Source organism: Bacillus sp. FSL K6-6038 (assembly GCF_038050455.1).
Classification (GTDB): domain Bacteria; phylum Bacillota; class Bacilli; order Bacillales; family Bacillaceae_G; genus Bacillus_A; species Bacillus_A pseudomycoides.
In genome coordinates this window covers 2,140,327-2,160,634 of record NZ_JBBOUH010000001.1, presented here as the reverse complement: position 1 = coordinate 2,160,634, position 20,308 = coordinate 2,140,327, and the positions used below count along the sequence as shown (strand labels likewise).

General features: G+C 35.7%; 21 protein-coding genes and 6 pseudogenes. 16 read left to right on the top strand and 11 right to left on the bottom strand.

The genetic code is table 11. The features are described 5' to 3' along the window. Positions 1-45: 45 nt before the first annotated feature. Together NSQ40_RS11190 and NSQ40_RS11185 are read right to left on the bottom strand one after the other, a co-directional pair. On the bottom strand, positions 46-1,938 hold the full coding sequence (locus tag NSQ40_RS11190) for an ABC-F family ATP-binding cassette domain-containing protein (RefSeq protein ID WP_097787297.1): 1,893 nt from the start codon (positions 1,936-1,938) through the stop codon (positions 46-48). After that, on the bottom strand, positions 1,935-2,582 hold the full coding sequence (locus tag NSQ40_RS11185; protein ID WP_040119477.1) for an HD domain-containing protein: 648 nt from the start codon (positions 2,580-2,582) through the stop codon (positions 1,935-1,937). Before NSQ40_RS11185 ends, NSQ40_RS11190 begins: the two co-directional genes overlap by 4 nt. 109 nt (positions 2,583-2,691) lie before the next feature. Between NSQ40_RS11185 and NSQ40_RS11180 the strand changes: the two genes are divergently transcribed. The 9 genes and pseudogenes from NSQ40_RS11180 (at position 2,692) to NSQ40_RS11140 (ending at position 8,756) form a co-directional block, all read left to right on the top strand. Further along, on the top strand, positions 2,692-3,336 hold the full coding sequence (locus tag NSQ40_RS11180; RefSeq protein ID WP_097795835.1) for a hypothetical protein: 645 nt from the start codon (positions 2,692-2,694) through the stop codon (positions 3,334-3,336). A 445-nt stretch (positions 3,337-3,781) separates the two neighbouring features. Next, on the top strand, positions 3,782-4,057 hold the full coding sequence (locus NSQ40_RS11175) for a TIGR04197 family type VII secretion effector (RefSeq protein WP_097787294.1): 276 nt from the start codon (positions 3,782-3,784) through the stop codon (positions 4,055-4,057). A 41-nt stretch (positions 4,058-4,098) separates the two neighbouring features. Beyond that, positions 4,099-4,461, top strand: coding sequence for a DUF3958 family protein (locus NSQ40_RS11170; RefSeq protein ID WP_098114752.1), 363 nt, complete (start codon positions 4,099-4,101; stop codon positions 4,459-4,461). Continuing rightward, positions 4,458-6,206, top strand: a complete 1,749-nt coding sequence (locus NSQ40_RS11165) for an EndoU domain-containing protein (protein ID WP_341286110.1) — start codon at positions 4,458-4,460, stop codon at positions 6,204-6,206. The genes NSQ40_RS11170 and NSQ40_RS11165 overlap by 4 nt, the downstream gene beginning before the upstream one ends. A gap of 23 nt (positions 6,207-6,229) precedes the next feature. Continuing rightward, positions 6,230-6,589 carry a hypothetical protein gene (locus NSQ40_RS11160; RefSeq protein WP_224796129.1) on the top strand — a complete coding sequence of 120 codons (360 nt, stop codon included), beginning with the start codon at positions 6,230-6,232 and terminating at the stop codon, positions 6,587-6,589. 566 nt (positions 6,590-7,155) lie between these two features. Continuing rightward, positions 7,156-7,362, top strand: a complete 207-nt coding sequence (locus NSQ40_RS11155; RefSeq protein WP_239500048.1) for a hypothetical protein — start codon at positions 7,156-7,158, stop codon at positions 7,360-7,362. A gap of 32 nt (positions 7,363-7,394) precedes the next feature. After that, complete coding sequence (locus tag NSQ40_RS11150; protein ID WP_003203825.1) at positions 7,395-7,697, top strand: contact-dependent growth inhibition system immunity protein; 303 nt, start codon at positions 7,395-7,397, stop codon at positions 7,695-7,697. Between the two features lie 77 nt (positions 7,698-7,774). After that, a pseudogene (locus tag NSQ40_RS11145) lies at positions 7,775-8,482 on the top strand (pre-toxin TG domain-containing protein); the annotation flags it as partial. Between the two features lie 16 nt (positions 8,483-8,498). Further along, entirely contained in the window at positions 8,499-8,756 is a 258-nt protein-coding gene (locus NSQ40_RS11140) for a hypothetical protein (RefSeq protein WP_003203822.1), read from the top strand. Positions 8,757-8,809: 53 nt separating this feature from the next. Here the strand turns inward: NSQ40_RS11140 and NSQ40_RS11135 are convergent, their stop codons facing one another. Continuing rightward, positions 8,810-9,760 (bottom strand): N-acetylmuramoyl-L-alanine amidase, encoded by a 951-nt coding sequence (locus NSQ40_RS11135; RefSeq protein ID WP_050775681.1) that lies wholly within the window; start codon positions 9,758-9,760, stop codon positions 8,810-8,812. Here NSQ40_RS11135 and NSQ40_RS11130 point away from each other — a divergent pair. Continuing rightward, positions 9,744-10,229: pseudogene (locus NSQ40_RS11130) on the top strand (HNH/endonuclease VII fold putative polymorphic toxin); the annotation flags it as partial. The gene NSQ40_RS11135 and the pseudogene NSQ40_RS11130 overlap by 17 nt on opposite strands. Positions 10,230-10,244: 15 nt before the next feature. Continuing rightward, positions 10,245-10,925 (top strand): hypothetical protein, encoded by a 681-nt coding sequence (locus tag NSQ40_RS11125; RefSeq protein ID WP_258248458.1) that lies wholly within the window; start codon positions 10,245-10,247, stop codon positions 10,923-10,925. Between the two features lie 93 nt (positions 10,926-11,018). Here the strand turns inward: NSQ40_RS11125 and NSQ40_RS11120 are convergent. From NSQ40_RS11120 to NSQ40_RS11095, 6 genes and pseudogenes are all read right to left on the bottom strand, one after another. After that, positions 11,019-12,069: pseudogene (locus tag NSQ40_RS11120) on the bottom strand (N-acetylmuramoyl-L-alanine amidase). Further along, complete coding sequence (locus NSQ40_RS11115; RefSeq protein ID WP_003209953.1) at positions 12,066-12,305, bottom strand: hypothetical protein; 240 nt, start codon at positions 12,303-12,305, stop codon at positions 12,066-12,068. The pseudogene NSQ40_RS11120 and the gene NSQ40_RS11115 overlap by 4 nt, the downstream one beginning before the upstream one ends. Next, the gene (locus tag NSQ40_RS11110; protein ID WP_003209952.1) at positions 12,305-12,517 is read right to left on the bottom strand and encodes a hemolysin XhlA family protein; all 213 of its coding nucleotides are present in this window, start codon (positions 12,515-12,517) and stop codon (positions 12,305-12,307) included. The genes NSQ40_RS11115 and NSQ40_RS11110 overlap by 1 nt, the downstream gene beginning before the upstream one ends. 84 nt (positions 12,518-12,601) lie before the next feature. Beyond that, on the bottom strand, positions 12,602-13,108 hold the full coding sequence (locus NSQ40_RS11105) for a hypothetical protein (RefSeq protein WP_097787512.1): 507 nt from the start codon (positions 13,106-13,108) through the stop codon (positions 12,602-12,604). A 153-nt stretch (positions 13,109-13,261) separates the two neighbouring features. Continuing rightward, complete coding sequence (locus NSQ40_RS11100) at positions 13,262-13,486, bottom strand: hemolysin XhlA family protein (protein WP_141521854.1); 225 nt, start codon at positions 13,484-13,486, stop codon at positions 13,262-13,264. Between the two features lie 145 nt (positions 13,487-13,631). After that, positions 13,632-14,243, bottom strand: coding sequence for a hypothetical protein (locus tag NSQ40_RS11095; RefSeq protein WP_179863912.1), 612 nt, complete (start codon positions 14,241-14,243; stop codon positions 13,632-13,634). A 58-nt stretch (positions 14,244-14,301) separates the two neighbouring features. On the opposite strand from NSQ40_RS11095, the pseudogene NSQ40_RS11090 reads away from it, so the two are divergent. The 3 genes and pseudogenes from NSQ40_RS11090 to NSQ40_RS11080 form a co-directional block, all read left to right on the top strand. Next, positions 14,302-14,490, top strand: a pseudogene (locus NSQ40_RS11090) (DUF3958 family protein); the annotation flags it as partial. Beyond that, complete coding sequence (locus NSQ40_RS11085; RefSeq protein WP_341286109.1) at positions 14,487-16,169, top strand: EndoU domain-containing protein; 1,683 nt, start codon at positions 14,487-14,489, stop codon at positions 16,167-16,169. The pseudogene NSQ40_RS11090 and the gene NSQ40_RS11085, both read left to right, overlap by 4 nt. Positions 16,170-16,194: 25 nt before the next feature. Then, positions 16,195-16,533 (top strand): hypothetical protein, encoded by a 339-nt coding sequence (locus NSQ40_RS11080; protein WP_026008706.1) that lies wholly within the window; start codon positions 16,195-16,197, stop codon positions 16,531-16,533. Positions 16,534-16,599: 66 nt separating this feature from the next. Here NSQ40_RS11080 and NSQ40_RS11075 read toward each other — a convergent pair. Beyond that, a protein-coding gene (locus NSQ40_RS11075; RefSeq protein WP_341286108.1) for an IS3 family transposase occupies positions 16,600-17,960 on the bottom strand; the annotation gives its coding sequence in 2 pieces (ribosomal slippage) (positions 16,600-17,504 and positions 17,504-17,960; 1,362 coding nt in all). A 358-nt stretch (positions 17,961-18,318) separates the two neighbouring features. Continuing rightward, positions 18,319-18,975, bottom strand: a pseudogene (locus NSQ40_RS11070) (N-acetylmuramoyl-L-alanine amidase); the annotation flags it as partial. Between the two features lies 1 nt (position 18,976). Here NSQ40_RS11070 and NSQ40_RS29455 point away from each other — a divergent pair. Continuing rightward, positions 18,977-19,930 (top strand): annotated as a pseudogene (locus NSQ40_RS29455) (hypothetical protein); the annotation flags it as partial. Positions 19,931-20,034: 104 nt separating this feature from the next. Next, positions 20,035-20,304 (top strand): hypothetical protein, encoded by a 270-nt coding sequence (locus NSQ40_RS11060; protein ID WP_258248370.1) that lies wholly within the window; start codon positions 20,035-20,037, stop codon positions 20,302-20,304. Positions 20,305-20,308: the final 4 nt, after the last annotated feature.

Below are 20,308 nucleotides of genomic sequence, written 5' to 3'. Positions count from 1 at the left end.
AGTGTAAAGTTTTTCTCTTTACATTTCAATATATGCAGCTTGTTTTTATTTTAAACCTTCAACGATGTCAGACAGTTCGCTCCAGCGTTCCATTGCTTTTTCCAGTTCTTCTTCTGTTTGCTGCTGCGCCTCAGAAAGCTCCTGTGCTTTTGTAAAATCAGAACCTACATTCGCAAGTTCTTCTCCAATCGTTTCAAGCTTCTCTTCAAGCCCAGCAATCGTATCTTCAATGGTTTCCCATTCACGTTGTTCGTGATAGGAAAGTTTACGTTTACGTTGTTGCTTTGGAGCTTCTTCCACTTTCTTTTCTTTCTGTACTTCTACTTTTTCTAATAGTTCTTGGGCCTTTTGTATATCTAGGTAATCACTATAGCTTCCTAGGAATTCACGAACTTCTCCGCCACCAGTAAAGATAAATAATTCATCTACTACTTTATCTAAGAAGTAGCGATCATGCGATACCGTAAGAACGACACCCGGGAAATCTTCTAAATAGTCTTCTAGTACTGTTAACGTTTGTGTATCTAAATCGTTTGTCGGCTCATCTAATAGAAGTACATTCGGCTCTCCCATTAAAAGACGTAATAAATACAGACGTCTTCTTTCACCACCAGATAGTTTACCAAGTGGTGTTCCATGTGAATGCGGTTGGAATAAGAAACGCTCAAGCATTTGGGATACTCCAATGACTTTACCATCTGTTGTATGAATGACTTCTGCAATTTCTTTAATATATTCAATCATACGTTGATTTAAATTCATCTCTTCATTTTCTTGCGTATAATAAGCAACTTTCACAGTTTGTCCAACTTCAATTTCACCACTGTCAGGTGATAATTTGCCTGCAAGCATATTTAATAAAGATGATTTCCCGCTACCATTAGCCCCAATAATACCGATTCGATCGCCTGGTTTCACAATATGATTAAAATTATGTAATACCGTTTTTTCACCAAATTTCTTCGTTACATCTTTTAACTCAAGCACTTTCTTTCCTAAGCGACTCCCGCTGAGTGAAATATCAACAGATTGCTTCGCTGCTGGACCTTCTTGTTCTTTCAACTCTTCGAACCGCTGAATACGTGCTTTTTGTTTTGTAGAACGAGCTTTCGCACCGCGGCGAATCCAAGCAAGTTCACGGCGATATAGATTTTGGCGCTTTGATTCTTGTGCTAATTCTTGTTCCTCACGAAGTGCCTTTGCTTCTAAAAATGTACTATAGTTTCCTTCATAGCTATACAAATTACCATTATCTAGTTCAAAAATACGATTTGTAACACGGTTTAAAAAATAACGATCATGTGTTACAAGTAAAACTGCTCCAGTATACCGTGCTAAATATTCTTCTAACCATTCCACTGTTTCATGATCAAGATGGTTTGTTGGCTCATCTAAAATTAATAAATCAGGTGTTTCAATAAAGCACTGTGCCATTGCAATACGTTTTTTTTGTCCACCAGATAAGTTCCCCACAGTTGCAGTGAAATCTGTAATTCCGAGTTTCGTTAAAAGCGACTTCGCATTCGCATTTGCTTCCCATGCATTCATCGCATCCATACGTTGCTGCACTGTAAATAATTGTTCTTGCACTTTTTCATTACTCGGGTCTTTTTCTATGTTTAATAACGCTTGTTCGTATTCACGAAGAAGGCGAATTAGCGGCGTATCACCGTGGAATACTTGCTCAAGCACTGTTAAATTTTCATTAAAATCCGGTTGCTGTGATAAATAGCTAATTGTATAACCACGCGTATGTGTCATATCACCTGTATCTGGAATCTCTACCCCTGCAATAATTTTTAATAATGTAGATTTCCCTGTACCGTTTACTCCAATAATCCCTGCACGTTGACCCTCTGCAATACTAAATGATAGTCCATCAAATAATGGTTTATCTCCATATGATTTCGATACGTTTTCCACTGTTAGCATTTTCATATTTGTGCATTCCACTCTTTCATAAATTGTTCTATAAACTCTTCCATATAACGATGGCGAATTTCAGCCTCTCGTTTTGCAGCATCCGTATTCATTAAATCTTTCAACTTCAAAAGCTTTTCGTAGAAATGATTTAACGATGGATCATCATTTTTTCGATATTCTTCTTTTGTCATCTCTTCTCGAGGTGGAATGTTCGGATCATACATTAAACGTCCTTTTGCACCGCCGTAAGCAAACGTTCGGGCAATACCAATTGCACCAAGTGCATCTAAACGATCTGCATCTTGAACGATTTTCCCTTCTAATGTGCTTACCTTGCCACCATGCCCACCTTTATATGACATATTCATTATAATATGAAGGATATGTTCATTTTCTTCTTCAGTAACATTCAATCCTTCTAGCCAATCAGAAACTTTTTTCATACCAGCTTCTTCACTTTCATTTAACTTCTCATCCGCTACATCATGAAGTAAAGCTGCCATCTCAATTACAAAACGATCCCCACCTTCTTTTTCAGACAAAGAAAGCGCCAATTTATGTACACGTTCAATATGATACCAATCATGCCCACTAGCATCTGTTTCTAAAATATTCCTTACAAAAGCAACTGTTTTTTGTATTTTTTCTTGTTTTTTCATTTATCTTCACCCAATTTCTTATTGTAACACGCTCTCATTTTTTCATCACATATTTTCTTGTCCGCCCATAGACTGTTTTGTACGTACGATCATGAAGGAGGAAATAAAAATGTTCTACAATAATAAATACCCTTATCCAGAGCAACCATACTATCCTCAAAATCAAGAACAACGATATCAAGAGCAGCAGTTTGAAGAACAAGAACCAGAGCAACAAGAATTTCAATATCAACAGAATTCATACTTAGCACAACAAACTCAAGAAGCTCAATACCATCAAAATCCATATACAACTCAGCAACCTCATGAAACTCAACACCATCAAAATCCTTACGTAACACAACCAGGTCAGGAAACTCAGTACCAACAGAATCCTTACGTAGCTCAACAAGCTCCATATCAGCAACCACAAATGTATCAACCATACCAGGATACACGTGTTTCACCACCTGCACGAACATTAGATTCCACTCAACCACAAATCTTGCCACCAGGGCCTACTACAGCTATTCCCACTGAACCAACACAACAACAAATTCAACAAGTTGTTGGTACACACTATTTGTCGTTAAAGAAACCTGTATTAGATTTCGTAAAACCATGGGTAGAGTACGGTATGAATGAAGCAAAACATACCTCTCAACAACACGCAATGACAGAGGTTGCTGCAATTATGTTCTTAGTTGGAAAAGGATTTAATCCGACAATTGCTCATTACATTGTGGAATCTTGGGAGAAGAATGAACAGTTTTAAGCTTGTTCATTTTGTGTAATATAAAACTATAAAAATGCCATAAACGCTTGTATAACAAGCATTTATGGCACTTTTTATTTGTTAAGTTATATTTTATTTTAAAAGTAACTTTCATATTTTTTCACACGTTTTTATATCATTCGTGAGCAAAATGTGAGCAAAAAATATCATTTTTTATTGAACCGTATTAAATAACTTTTACTTTAATAATTGTTAATTTAACATAAATCACCACAATAAGCCTTATATTATAATCACTTTAATAAATTTGTGGATGTAGAATAAAAAAGAATTTTTTAAGGAACACATAGCCAATTATTGTTATAATTAAATTCGCAATATTTTTCCAGGAGTGTTCCTATGAAGAACAGTAGGATAATGGACATACATACTAGGCACTCCCCTTCCTTAATACGTTCATAGAAATATAGAAAGGATTTATGCGATGGGACAATTTCAAAGTAATTTTCAAACCGCACAACAAATCGCTACACAAATGAGGAACGCTTCAGATACGATTCAAAGTGCGACAAATCGTTCTATAACAAAGGCGGCGCGTACTACGCTAACTGTTAATTCCAAAGCGCAGGAAGCGAATCAACAAATGTTAGATTTGACTAGACAATTTTCCGCCGCTTTTCAACAAGCGGTCGATAATATTCATTCGGTAGCTAAAGAATTTGAGAGAATGGATAACGAACTTCACAACACTTTTCGCTAATGTGACAACCTACGTAAACGTAAAACGGTAGGAGGAAAAAGATGAGTCAAGATATTGAAAAACAAATCAATCAATTAAATCAAAAATTACGAAGTGTATTCGTAGAACTGGACCGGAATCAATCTGCGATTCAAACACAGGAACAAGCGGAAGCAGATTTTCACGAATGGAAAAGTCGAAGCAATCGTTTGTTTAACCGAATTCTAGAAACTTGGCATGGGGATAAAGAATTATCTCATTTTTTTACGAATATGCGGCAAGAAACACAACACATTGAGCGAAAACTTACATTCGAATTGGAAAACCAAAAAGAAACGTTGCTTAAAAAAAGACGAGACCTTAGTGATTTAGAAAACGACCTTTCCTATCAGCAACAACAATTAGCAAGGGAGATCAATGCATGAGTTTAAATATGTATCTAGGAGAAGTGCAAAGCCAAACTCAAAGTATGAACGCTGTATGTACCGCTACCATTCAAGGTATGGAACAAGCCATTCAGTCGATTGAAGCTTTCGCAAGCGATACTGTCTTGCAAGGGCAAACATATGATAGTGCAAAAGCTTTTTTTGTAGAAGCCTTTCTTCCTTTAGCACAAGGAATTATTTATTTGTGTGAAGAATTAACTCGTCAAAATGATGCTTTTCCAAGTGATTTTCAATCACAAGTTGCTTCCACAGATGTAATCGAACAAGAAATATTAGAACAAATTAAAGAAATTGACCGAATGAAAACCAGTATGGAAGCTGTCAGTCAAGCTATGCCAATCCCGAGTATGGACGCCATGGCGAATCTTTTTACTGTCATGAGGCAAAAACTGCAAGAAAAGTTAGATCATCTGTATCAATTCAATCAGACCTCTAGCAATAGCTATAGTACAGCAATTCAATTAGCAGCTAGTATTGCTACTGGTCTTGCAGAAGTGCAAAGTGGCAAAGGGTTTAGTCTTGCAAGTGGCACATTTAGTACGCAAGGGTTGAATATGGAGTGGACAGCTTCCATTCAAGCGATTACAGAAGAGAAACCCCGAAAAGCTGACCATTCAATTAAAGATGGAGAAATGTGCGGTAGGCTAGAAGAAAAATCCCCGATTAGAAAGGCTTGGGACGATAAGGTAGACGATGTAGTTAAAATGTTCGAAACGGTAAAAAAGATGTGGAATGGTACTGTAATCGGAACAGGGAAAGCTGTTGAAGATGGAATCAAGTCCATGGAAACTTTAAGTAACATGGATATAAGGAATATGGATATAGGAACTTTTATTAATGTTACATATGCGATTTTACATTTGGATGAAACGGCAAAAAATATGTGGCATGCATTTTCAAGTACTATGAAACGAGATATAATAGATGGCGATGCAGAGAGCCGTACACAATGGACTACTTATGGATTAACACAAATAGCTATCGGTCTAATCGCTGATAAAGGACTAGGTAAAGCAAGCCTGGTCACAAAAGGAATAAAAGGAGCAGGTGGAGCAAGTACATTAGCTAAAGGCGTAACGCTAGTAAAAGAATTGAAGCAAGCATCGGAAATTTTACAATCTTTTAAGAAAGATGTTTCTTATGCTTTCTCTGGTGGAAATAATATACGTTCAAGATTTGATATACCTGATTTTAAACAAGCTGAAGAAAAGCTATCGACCCATCAGTTTGCTAGTGGTGGAGGTGGTTTGAAGAGTGATACAAAAATAACTATAGGTGAAGAGACCAAAGTTAAAAAATTTATTGATTCAATCGACGATCTCAAAGATACAGGGAATTTTAGGGATGATAGAGCCGTAAAACATGTTTTTGAAGGAGAAATTAATGCAAGAGGTCAAGCAGTAGGATACCATTCAGAAGTTATGCCAAATTCGCCAGGTAGACCAATACCTGGAACAGAATCGTCTCCAAACCAATACGGTGTATATAGAGCAGAAATTGAGGTTAATGGTGTTCCTAAAACATCAAATGGAGGAATATCAACGTTCTTTCCCAAAGACTGGGATGCACAAGAAATTGTTAATGCAATTAATGAAGCCTATAGAAATAAACAATTTGTTCCAGGGACTCGTAATACTTATGTTGGAGATCTACCAAATGGCATGGAAATTCAAATGTATATTAATGGAGACGGAAAGATAATTTCTGCATACCCTTTATATTAAATATCAAAAAGGAGAACACAACAATGATTTCATATCAATTTGATACAATACAATTTAAGAGTGGCAATAAATCATTAATAATTAAAATGGAGGATGAAAAAAAATATTTAATAGCAACTTTTTTGATGTCTGATATTCAAGGTGCCTCTCCATCTTACGCAATAAATGCGATAGATGCTGTATTAAATGAAGAAATCGAATATACAGAATTAAGTGGTAATGTGTGTGGTCTTGAGATTCGAAAAGAAGAAACGAGTATTTATGACAATCTTGCCGATGATGGTATGGGTGATTGGTGTAAAATAGATACAAAAGAATTAAGGAAATTAATTCTTATTTGGACAGATGCAGTTAAAAAATTTAGAGAAGAAAATCCGAAATAAATATAAACTTAGTGGACAAGGTTTATATTTCCCTTCAAATTATCTAAGCCAACTCACATAATTTTCGCTAGCCGTAATGTAGTACGTATACCCTTTCAAATTATGCACCTTATACTGCGGATATCAACCGACATTTACTTTCGTATAGAAGTTTAAGCCGTTTACTTTTGGAAGGGCTAACGTCCATTTTAACGCTATTTTCCTAGAGAATTATCAGCGAAATTGAGTACGTATAATCGAATCAGACCTATGTATTAAACAAGAAAAGCCAATTAGAATAACTTCTAGGTCACTATATAAGTGATTTAAAGGTATTCTAATTGGCTTTTTATTACTCGTAGGTTACACACTCACAGGTAATGTTCAGAGGTGTGCTAAATAGGTAAACCCCGACCTCGATGCGATCCTTTTTAGCTAAACTCATATCAAAACTATATAGTAACCAATGTAGTGATAGCTCTACGTTGTGTAAATCTGAGATAGCCAGCTCTGTAGTATACTCCAAGATTACATAAAACGATAAATAAGTGTAATCAACTTTCACTGATAGAGCTACAGCAGAGAGAATAGCTAATGAAGTATTAGGTAATCCGCAAAATATAGCAAAAATAAATAGGTGGTTAAACAATCCTAATAGCAGACTAACTTTACCGCTAAGATATAAAGGTAATACTATAATTGGACGATATATCGAAAGAGGATCAAATAGTGCTTTAGATGTGGCAAATGCTATAATTGTTTTGAAAAAAATAACCAAGGAAGTTTTATTATAACAGGATATCCAGTAAAGTAGAGGAGAATTTATATGGAAGATAGATATAACCCTTATGAAGAATTAGGTGATTTTTTAGCAGGAACATTTCACCAAGACATTGAATCGCCTGAGGAAGCCCTTAATGAATTTATAATGGAAGTTACTAAAATCTGTATTGAAAATACTAAAAATGATATACTTTCATTTTTAAACAGTAATTTAACTGATAGCGAAAAAGAGGAATTTATTAAATATAATACTTATATTTATTACCCAGCATTAAACTTAACACCTATAGAATGGTTAAAACAGACCCTTGAAACACTAAAAGAAGCTTTAAAAAGTAAAAAATAAAATTACAATAAACAAAGCCGACTCAACGTGATATGAGTCGGCTTTGTTAAAATTTCACTAGCCGTAATGTAATTGATGGTAGACCTTCATCGGAATCAGAAGAAAAAGGTTTTGGTGGTAAAAAATTAGCAAGAGATATAGCTGGTGAAATAAGTGGTGGATATGATGTTCGTCGGGCTTGGGATGGTGTTGATCCCTCTACCGGCGAAAAACTTTCGGGGTGGGAACGTGCTGGGGCAGGTGTTATGGCTGTAGCCGGCCTTACACCATTCGGAAAACTCGCTAAAGTTGGTAAAGGTGTTAAGATGACTGCCAAAGCGGCCGAGGCTGCTGATACAGCAAAAAAGGCATCGAAAGTAGATCGTTCAGTTTATATTAATTCCGGCGGAAGAAATGGTAGTATTTCTGTAGATGAATATTTCCGTAGAGAGGCATATTCAGAAAAGGCGTATAGTCAAATAAGAAAATCGACTACTGATGTTAAAGCTATAGCTGAAAATACTGGAATACATGAAAGACATATAAGAAGAGCTAAAGAGCACGTATTTCTCAAAGAACATCATTTAGATACACGTTATGGAAGATTTGATCCCGATTATCCTATAGCTAGAGGATGGCAACGACTTGAAAGTGGGGAGTTTCTGAAAGAAGATATGGATTTAATTCGTCATGAGGTATTTGAGGCAAGATTTGAAGGAATATTTAAAACAACATATAGAGAAGCACATGATGCTACTGTGAGATCCGGTCGATCATGGGATATACCAAAAATAGATAAAGAATAAATTAGGAGGATTATATATGGCTGTATGTTTATTAATGACTAAAGAATTTGAAGATGAAGAAATTGTCGTTTATCAATACTACCCTTCTGAATTACCCGATAAGGTAGGGAAAATGTATTATAATAAAAAAGAAAGAATGTTTTATGATTTAGAGCAAGCTTCAGTAGACTCAGAAACAATGAGAAAATATTATTTTGATTGTGCATGTACTAGAATTGTACGTTGTCTTAAAAAAAACGAAGACTTTCCTGATAGCATGGCATATGAAGCATAATGAAATGAACAAATATATAAGCCGGCTCCTTTAATAGGGACTGGCTTTTCATATTACTTCACATATACATAGGCTTCATTTGCTGTTACATAGTATGTCTTACTTTTCCTGTTGTGAACTTTGTATTGTGGTAATCCATTGACAGTTACTTTTGCATCAATGGTAAATCCTAATCCTACATCAACTGTGCCAGCTACATCTTTATCCTGCCAAGAAGGAGAATCATAGAATCGTAGGTTGTCCACTTTTGAAACAACACGTTTTCCTACAATCGAATTAACTAGCTCTTTCTTCTCAAACTTGATGTAAGAAGGATTGTTATATACCCACTGATTCCCGCCAAGGTTTAGCCATCCATCTTTTTCGCCCCAAACTTGGTATGCTTCTGGTTTGTTTAGTTGACGAATAACAGAGTAGCTTGCATCTGGGCCTTTGCGTAGATTTATATTATTACCTTGAATATATGCAACTCCTTCAACATTTGCAGTTGGTACTTCTGCTGGTTTAGATGGTTGCTCTGGAACAGAAACGTCACCATTATTGTATGCACGTTGTACATTAGCGCGGAATTGAGCTTCTGATACACCGTGACTACGTAAGTAATCAAGTGGATCTTCATGGTCTGTGCCACCAAGGTACTTCGTAACATCATAGTGAGTCCATAATCCTTTTTCTACAGATAATCCGCGGTCACGTAAAATTTTAGCTAGTAGCTTCACGTATTTGTCATATGAACGTTTAAATTTATCATAATCTGTAGTTTCGCAAAGCTCTACATGTACAAAACGTTTATTCGCGCCAGGTCCTCCACCGTAAGCGATGTATTTTGTATCAGCGATTTGGATTGTTTCATTCCAATCGACTGCATAGTGTACGAATGCATTTCGCCATGTACGAGTTTCGTATTTTTGAATATTAATAGCTGGAGCTTCTGGAGTTGCTGTACTATGTGCCTTCTTAACCTTCGTCGCAGAAGTAGGAAGTGGTGGGTTAGCATCACCAATTGTTCTTCCATTAGATGCAGTTGCTACAGCGGCGGGGCTTGGTGCTGTTGGACATGGTGGGTTTGTTTTGAATAAATCAATTCAAAATGCTCAGGATACTCTTCAAAGGTTCCAGTCTTCTTTTGATAGGTCTGGTGAAGGAGTTAAACAGACAGGGAAACCTAACTACAAAGACTATGTAAAAGCAGAAAAAGGACAAAGACCGCCAAATTTCACTCCTAAAGGAGCTAAGAGAAGTGGAGCTTTCAACGAAGCTAAGAGAGCAAGCGGTATTCCTGTTAATGAACAGCCAACTAAGGTTACACCAGCTGTAGATAAAAGAGGAAACCCTATACCTGGAAGAGACTATCATTTCAAAGATGGTAAGATTATAAGAGAGCATTCAGGCGGTCATACTTACCCAGATGATCCATCCCAAAATAGAGGATCACATTTCAATGATGTACATGGAAATCATTATGACTATTAAAATTGAGGTGGTAAAATGAAGTGTTGGAATGAAGTAGAAGAAGATGCATTCTCATACTATAAATGGTTTAGTAAGGATGAAGCAATCAAAAGAGTCGGTAATTTACCAAATTTAAGTGTATTCAGTGTTAATGGCTCCATGTTATTTAGCCCAGATGAAAAAAAACAATTCAAAGAAGTATGTGGCACTGAAATCAAGCAAGTATTTATGAAACATAATTTAACTAATGTCTACAAATTCTACTTGCTTGCAGCTATTGAAATCAAAGACAAAAACTCTAAGATTGAAAAATACCGAAAGGTATGGAAGGCTCTTCAAACCAAATGGCAACTTGAGAAATTTAATAAGGGTTCAGAAGTTGAAATGGAAGTTGGAGGAACAACTTTCTACTCAAGCATTGCAGAGTTTTGTCTTGAGGAACTTCCAGCTGCCATTGAAATAGTTTCTAGTAACCCTAAAAGATTTACAATTATTTCAAGTAAAAATAGTGATATGCTTATGGAAGAAAACATTAGCAGAATCTTCGGAAAAGCATTTAATGAATATAACCAATGGAAAGATGAAATAGATTATTTTAACCTTTCTATTCATCTTTGTCCAAAAGATGATATAGTTTTTAGATGGGGAGATTCATTAGAGGAAGCGGAAATAGCTGCTATATTTAAAAGAGATATACTTACACTTTTAAATAGCTAACTGCAAAACTTTACTAAAAGCAACTATATTTCAATTAATCATTATATCATTTTAATAGAGTTAAAGAAAATCCGACTCGCAAGAGCCGGATTTTCATTTCACATATACAAAGGCTTCGCTAGCAGTTACATAGTATGTTTTGCCCTTACTGTTGTGTACTTTGTATTGTAGTGAACCGTTCACATCAACTTTAGTGTCGATGGTAAAGCCTAATCCTGCATCTAGAGACCCAGCAACATCTTTATCCTGCCAAGATGGAGAATCATAGAAACGTAGGTTGTCCACTTTGGAGACAACACGCTTTCCTACAATCGGATTAACTGACTCTTTCTTCTCAAATTTGATGTAAGAAGGATTGTTATATACCCACTGATTCCCGCCAAGGTTTAGCCACCCATCTTTTTCGCCCCATACTTTATAGGATTCTGGTTTATTTAACTGACGAATAACAGAGTAACTTGCATCTGGTCCTTTACGAAGATTTACATTGTTACCTTCAATATATGCAGTTCCTTCCACATTAGCGACTGGTTCGCCTGGTTTAGATGTTTGCTCTGGAACAGAAACGTCACTGTTATTATATGCATGTTTCACATCAGCACGAAATTGTACTCCTGATACACCATGACTACGTAAATAATCCAGTGGGTCTTCGTGATCTGTACCACCAAGATACTTTGTTACATCATAGTGAGTCCACAATCCTTTTTCAACAGATAGATTGTTATCTTTTAAGATTTTAGCTAACAATTTAACGTACTTTTCATAAGAGCGTTTAAATTTACCATAGTCTGCAGTTTCGCAAAGTTCAACGTGTACAAAACGTTTATTTGCACCTGGTCCTGCACCATAAGCGATGTATTTTGTATCAGCAATTTTGATTGTTTCATTCCAGTCAACTGCATAATGTACGAAAGCTGAACGCCATGTATGAGATTCATACTTTTGTATATTAATAGCTGGCTTCGGGTGTTGCTGTGGAATGTGCCACAACGCCTTCATAAGCCCCTACACCATAACGATATGGTTGTTTAGGTAAATCTGGAATAATAAGTGTTCTATCAGCAAAAGCACTTGTTGTAAAAGATACCGCAAGTACTAGAATCATAAGAAGTGAGGTAAGATGTTTCATTGTTTTTTTCATTTAGTATCAGCATCCTTTTTCAAAATTTTTGTGTGGTCAAATAATCCACTCGCTGTAAGCCCAATGATTATTCCTTGAAATATGCTTGTTTTGATGTCTTGGGACAAAAATAAAACGCCTAGCACAATGCCAAGCGTTAAATTTAATAACGGAATGTATTTTGTTTGTAATCCAATCGTTTTTGCAATCTGTGAAAGACCTACTACAATGGCAATCATTACACTAATTTCAATCATTACATACCACCTCCTTTCAAAAGGAACGTGAGAATAGTTGCGATAATACCACCAACAATGGTTTTTACTAACCAATTAGTATTACTTAGAATTTTTTCAATGTTTTCCTCAATCTTTTCAACTTTACTTTCCACAATTGCGAGACGGATTTTTACATTTTCATAATCTTTTTTATCAATCTCACATTCGTTGTATTTCTCCAATGTTCTCATCCCCTTTTTGACAATAAAAAAGAAGCATCATTTATGCTCCCTTTTTATTGCTATTTAACTGATAATATCCTTTACTGCTTACCATCACTTAATTGGGTATGATAACGAGAATGATACATAACGAGCTGTTGATACTGGAAGATAGGTAGAAACTCTTCCGTCTTTATGAACAATCACTTCGGCTGCAACTGGATAATTTGGGTCATTATCTAAATACGCTGTAGCAGAGAATGGTGAGTCTTGGCGTGGTGCAATATCTGGTGTTATTCTTGTGAATACTTGTTGGTTTTTAACCAATCTAATCGCACCTGTCATGTGAACCCAGTTTCCATGTCTACGTAGCATTGGGGGTGTATCAGTGTCAGCTACTGCATTTGTAATAATAAGCTCTTCCCAAGGTACATCGTCCTCATAAAAAAGCCCTTCACCATCCATCCAAATGCTACTTTCATAATTACCTTTATTTAGGAAGATAGCACCTGCTTCCTTATCCTCACTGAAGAATCCTGGAATTAAACCGAAACGTCTTCGGACCTCTTTAATTACCTCTTCAACTACTGCTTGATTTACCTCATTAGAATTATTAGTCATTATTAAACATCTCCATCGAATTTTTTTGTTTGATTTTTTGATTCTCTTTAATCGACTCTTATTTATCTTTTTCTACATTGTTCTCACACCCTTTCGAGCAAAATAAAAAGAGAGACGATTGTCCCCCTTTATAACCACATTTAAACATATACTTTAAATACCACCTTTTATTATCAATCCTAAAACTGCCATAACTATTGCACTAATAACAATTCGTAAAATCCATGTTGTATTCATGCTAATTTTTTCTAACTGCTTATTAATTGTAAAAATGTCTTTTTCGTTAATAGTTGTACGAGTTTCTAAATTGCGAATATCTCTCATGATTTCTTTTTGTTCCGTTTTTAGGCTGTCAATTTTTTTATATACGTCTTCCATACGCTCACACCCTTCGTCCACCTTAATAAATCAATCTTTATATATTATGAGACAACCCTATTCACTGTGAATGTAATTCAGATGTTTGCGTATCAAAGCCGTATTTTATCCAAAATAAAAAAGCCTACTTCTGTACGCTTACTTATTAAACCGCATTATTTTCATCTAAACCTTTTGATAACTGGGTAACAGTAGTTCTTGCTTCCCAAACATACATCTGATCTTTGTCTTTATTGTTATAAACAACTTTGAATTTTTGCCCTGCTGTAAAGTACCACTGAAAACTACCTGTCATCCTAACCCATTTACCTACATAGCCCGCAATTTCACCTGCAATTTCATGTTCTTCAATTGTTTTTCCACTTGCATCTAATATGGGGATTTCTAGAATATGTTCAGCATCCGCTGTTTGGGCTAATGCAGACAGGTAAGCATGTACATCATAGATACCACTTTCTTTAATGTGAAATAGACCACCAGAACGATCTACACTTCTATTAAAACCCCAACGAGGAAGATCATTAAACTCTACAATCCACTTTCCGCTATTGTAACGTTTTTCTTTATGAAACCAAACAGCCACATTAGAAGGAGCTTGAAGTTTATTGTGGATTAAGAGATCAGCTTCAACTTTAACTTTTTTATATTTCGAGTCTTTACTAATAACTAAAGCATCCGTTTCTTCTTCTAAAATTGATTTACCATTCAAAAGTAATCTCTTCTCATCAAAACTCCATGATGCAAACAGTTTTTTCACATCTTCAAACGATGGATGTTCAACCCAACCTAACCAGCCTTTTGCATCATCAATATAATATGGGGATAAAGAATTATCTCATTTCTTTATAAATATGCGTCAAGAAGCACAACACATTGAGCGAAAACTTACATTCGAATTGGAAAATCAAAAAGAAACGTTGCTTAAAGAGAAACGAGACCTTGGCGATTTAGAAAACGACCTTTCCTATCAGCAACAACAATTAGCAAGGGAGGCCAATGCATGAGTTTAAATATGTATTTAGGAGAAGTACAAAACCAAACTCAAAGCATGAATGCTGTATGTACCGCTACCATTCAAGGTATGGAACAAGCTATTCAGTCGATTGACGCTTTTGCAATTGATACGGTTCTACAAGGACAAACATATAGCAGTGCAAAATCATTTTTTGTACAAACCTTTCGTCCTTTAGCACAAGGGATTATTTACTTATGTGAAGAATTAATCCGTCAGAATGATGCCTTTCCAAGTCAATTTCAATCACAGGTAGCTTCAACGGATGTAATCGAACAAGAAATATTAGAACAAATTCAAGAAATTGATCGAATGAAAACAAGTATGGAAGCCATCAGTCAAGCCATGCCACTCCCAGGTATGGACGCTATGGCGAATCTTTTTACTGCCATGAGGCACAAACTTCAAGAAAAGTTAGATCATCTGCATGAATTTAATCAAACATCTAGCAATAACTATAGTACAGCAATTCAATTAGCCGCTAGCATTGCGACGGGTCTTGCAGAAGTGCAAAGTGGAAAAGGCTTTAGTCTCGCAAGTGGTACGTTTAGTACACAAGGGTTAAATATGGAGTGGACGAATTCTATCCAAGCGATTACAGAAGATAGGAAGCGTCAGTCTGAGGAAGAGAGTACAATAGACAAATCGTTACTTGATAAATTTAAAGATGCTGTCGAAAACAAAATAGAAGCGATGGATCAGTTGTCCGAAAAACTTTTTCATCAGATAGAAAATACTCCTTTGCTCGGGCAATATTATAACTACAAAAAAGGACAAAATGAAGCTGTATTAGATGAACTTAAAGGAATATTAAATACAGTCTTACACCCAATAGATAGTTTTGAGAGCGCTGTGTATGCCCTTTCTCATATCGACGAAACATTTGCTGCTGTAGAACAAGCTATTTCTGATTCATGGAATCAAGATGTTGTAAATGGAGATTGGAATAGCAGAGCTAAATGGTTTGGAAATGTAGAAATGCAAGTTAAATTAGCAGCTGCCCAATTATTGGTAGGAACAAAAGGTGTAGATAAAATTTCAAAATTCGGTAAATTTTCAAGGTTAGGTGAAACCTCAAAACTTAGTGAAAGTGTAAACTTTATACAAGGTATTAAAAACGTAATAAATTTCGATAAGTTTAAGCAAAGCGTTGACATGTTGAATAATATTCTAATGCCAAAAAATCAAGTTGCTTATGCAGGTGGAAATAACATACGATCTAGATTTGATACGCCTGATCTTAGACAAGCTAAAGATACTTTCTTATTCTTTAATCCGTTTAAATCTCATCCTAATTCTATTTATAAAAACAATCGTACCGTTGAACATATATTTCACGGGAATATTGATCGCGCAGGAGATGCTGGAGGATATCATCATAAAAGTATAATGGGTGAAGGGGAAGTTCTAAGAGTTACAAGACCACCAAACCGTTATGGTGTATACGAAGCTGAAGTTTCAGTAAATGGTATACCAAAACGGTTACCTTCAACATTTTTCCCAGATCATTGTGGTAGAATAGAGGTCCTCAAAGCCATTGAAGTAGCGTATAATAATAAAGTTTACTCTGGAACAGGAAATAGATATATTGGTACCGCTCCAAATGGTATGAAGATTAGATTATTTATTGCTTCAAACGGAAGAATCATTTCAGCATTTCCACTCTATTAATTTATAAAGGAGACAATATTTGCTTATGAAATATACATATAGAATTTATGAGGGTCCCTTAAATACCCTAATGATTGAATTACCAGAAAAAATTTCTTTAATTGCAGATTTATTAGAAGATGATATTCATAGCAATCATGGTATACAGTATTTAGATAAAGTACTAAATGGGGAATTAGATTTTCTTGAGATAAGCGGAAATAGTTGTAACTTAGCAATAAAAGCAGATTGCACAAAAATTTTACACCGTTTTTATGAAGATGGAGAAAATACTTGTGAAATTGAAACTATTGAATTAAAAAACTTGATGTTAGTATGGTTAGCAGAGTATGAAAATTACTTACGAAACCGTGACTCTAACTAGAGTAAGGTATTTATTAAAGCCAATTCCTGACTGAAGTGACCCCATAAAGTTAGACAGGTTATTTCATTAGGCAACCTTTTGGGCATGGGTCCGGTATTGTACCGGGCTCATGCCTTTTAGTTTTGCCTTAATTCTTTTATGATTATAGTACTTTATATATTTTGCTAGTTCTTTCTTAAAATGTTCTATACTCTTAAATTCTTTTCGATACAGAAATTTTGACTTCATGATGCCAAAGAAGTTTTCAATCACTGCGTTATCGTAACAGTTTCCTTTACGAGACATGCTTTGTGTAATGCCACGTTTAGCAAGGGAATGACGGTATTGTTTCATTTGATAGTGCCAACCTTGATCAGAATGGATCAAGAGTGTATCTTTGACTGTTAAGTGTTCAAACGCTTGGTCTAACATCGTTGAAACAAGTGAATAAGTTGGTCTTGAACCAATTGTGTATGTGATAATTTCACCATTAAATACGTCCAACATTGGCGATAGATATAGCTTTTCTCCAAATAATTTAAACTCCGTAATATCCGTAACCCACTTTTTATTTGGTTTTTCAGCTTGGAAGTTACGATTTAAAATATTAGGTGCAATTTTTCCAACTGTTCCTTTATAAGAGCGATATTTTTTCATACGAACGAGACATTTTAATCCCAATTCTTTCATGATACGATACACTTTTTTATGATTTACTTTATGTCCGCGATTCGTAAGTTCATCACGAATACGACGATAACCATAAAGCCCCTCATGTTCGTCATAAATGGTTCGAATCAATCCTTTTAGTTCTACATCTGAATCAGGAAGATTGAATCTTTTAACCCAATAATAATACGTACTGCGCGGAATACCTGCGAGCTGAAGTAGCACCTTCACTGAAAATTCATGCCTTAATTCATAGACTACTTGGGCTTTGTCTTGTTTCGTGATTTCTCCTTGTTTTGAACTAAGGCATTCAACTTTTTTAAATATGCATTTTCCATACGTAAACGCTCATTTTCCGCTTGTAGTGCCTCTATCGAACCTTCAACTATTCCTTGATCTTTAGTTGTATTTGTTTTTTTCTTTTCCATGGATGGACGCCCCTTTTTCTTTGATTGTAGGGCATCCAATCCTCCTGTTTCATAAGCTACTTTCCATTTTCGAAGTGTTTCGTAAGAAGGAATATTGAAAAGCGCCGCTGTTTCCCTGATAGATGTCCCTTGTTCGTTCATATAATTAAGTACATCTAGTTTATACTGGGTAGAGTAGGATGTATAGCGTTTTTCAAAAGCATTTTCACCTAAGGATTCATATTGTTTAATCCACTGATAGAGCATACTGGGGTGAACATCAATAGATTTAGCAATTGTTTTTCCACCTTCAGTCCCCTCTAAATATCGTCTTATCGCTCGTATTTTTTCTTTTGAAGAAAATTTAGCCATAAAAAAGTGCACCTCCGATTGTTAGACTGTGTCTAACAATCGGGGTGCACTTCATGACAAGGAGTCGGCTTTTCTTTATTATTTCATGTAAACATATGCGTTACTTACCTTAATGTAGTACGTATATCTTTTCTAATTTACTAATCAGCGATTATATCTTACTTTTTAAAGCCGGTTTCCCTAGAGAGTTATCAGTGAAATCAAGTACGTTAATACAAATACATTCAAAACGGCTTACACCTCGTAAATTAGATCCAATTGGTGATTCTATACTTCCACCTAATCCTATTTAACACGGACGAAGTATGCTATGTAATATATAAAACCGACTCCGATTACAGAGCCGGTTTCTTTTGCGTTAACGTACATTTACATAGGAGTTGCTTGCGGTGATGTAGAACGTGTTGCCTTTCGAATTGTGCACTTGATATTGAAGTGAACCACTCACACTTACTTTCGCATCAATAGTGAATCCTAGTCCTACATCTAAGGTACCAACTACATCTTTATCCTGCCAAGATGGAGAATCATAGAAACGTAGGTTGTCCACTTTGGACACAACACGTTTTCCTACGATAGATGAATCCACTGCGCTTTTCTTATCGAATTTCACATAAGAAGAATCGTATTTAATCCATTGCTCTCCACCAAGATTTAACCATCCATCTTTTTCAGCCCACACAATATATGATTCTGGTTTATTTAACTGACGAATAACAGAATAGCTTGCATCAGGACCTTTACGTAAATTCACATTGTAGCCTTGAATGTACGCTACACCATCAGTTACAGCAGTAGGCTTTTCTTCTGGTTTAGATGGTTACTCAGGAATAGAAACTTCTATATTAGCATTATTGTATGCACGCTTCACATCTGCACGGAATTGAGCTTCTGATACTCCGTGACTCCGTAAATAGTCTAGTGGGTCTTCGTGATCTGTACCGCCAAGATGATGCGTTACGTCGCTATGCGTCCATAATCCTTTTTCTACGCTAATACCACGGTCGCGCAAAATTGTGCAAACCTTTCGTCCTTTAGCACAAGGAATCATTTACTTATGTGAGGAACTAATCCGTCAGAATGATGCCTTTCCAAGTCAATTTGAATCCAAGGTATCTTCAACTGATGTCATTGAACAAGAGTTACTCGAACAAATTAAAGAAATTGACCGAATGAAAACCAGTATGGAAGCCATCAGTCAAACTATGCCAATCCCGGGTATGGACGCTATGGCGAATCTTTTTACTGTCATGAGGAAAAAACTGCAAGAAAAGTTAGATCATCTGTATCAATTCAATCAGACCTCTAGCAATAACTATAGTGCAGCAATTCAATTAGCAGCTAGTATTGCAACAGGTCTTGCAGAAGTACAAAGTGGAAAAGGCTTTAGTCTCGCAAGTGGTACGTTTAGTACACAAGGATTGAATATGGAGTGGACGGCTTCCATTCAGGCGATTGAAGAAGATAGGAAGCGTCAGGCTGACAACCTTTTAAATGGTAGTTCAATTGAAGAAGGAGCAATGTGTGGTCCATTAAATAGTGAGAAAAAAGATGAATCTTTACTGGATAAGTTTAAACATGATGTCGAAGATATTTATGAAAGTGCTTGGGACTTTATACAAGGCGCTGGCAGTGTAGTTGCAGAAGACTATATTGGACTAACACCACCTGATAATAATAAATTAGAAAGCAATACAACTTATCAAGCTGGAAGGTTTACTGGACATGTTTTATCAACGGTAGGATCTATTGTAGAAATTTTTGAAGGTATTTCAGTCATAGGCGGGGCTAATTTCTTAACCTTCGTCGTAGAAGTAGGAAGTGGTGGGTTAGCATCACCAATTGTTCTTCCATTAGATGCAGTTGCTACAGCAGCTGGTCTTGGTGCTGTTGGACATGGTGGGTTTGTTTTGAATAAATCAATTCAAAATGCTCAGGATACTCTTCAAAAATTCGAGTCTTCTTCGTCTTCTGGTGGTGGTAAAGGGGTAAGTAAAGCTGCAAAACCAGAAAAAGTTATTAATGATTTACATGATTACACATCAAAAAATGGAATGTTGATGGAAACAAAATAATGTTTGATAAAAAAGGCATGAAACATGTTTTAGAAAGACATCATCCAGATTATTGGGATGGTTCAGTAAAAAAAGAACAATCATTTTTAAACAAAGATTTGTCAATATCTGATATACAAAATATAGCAGGAGAAATTATCAGTAAGAATAGAGATATAATTATTTCCAAAGGAACAAAAGGTATGTATCAAATTGAGGGAAAAGCAGATGGAATAACATATATTGTTGGATTTAAAAATGGCAGAATAGGACAATTATATCCTAAATAGAAAT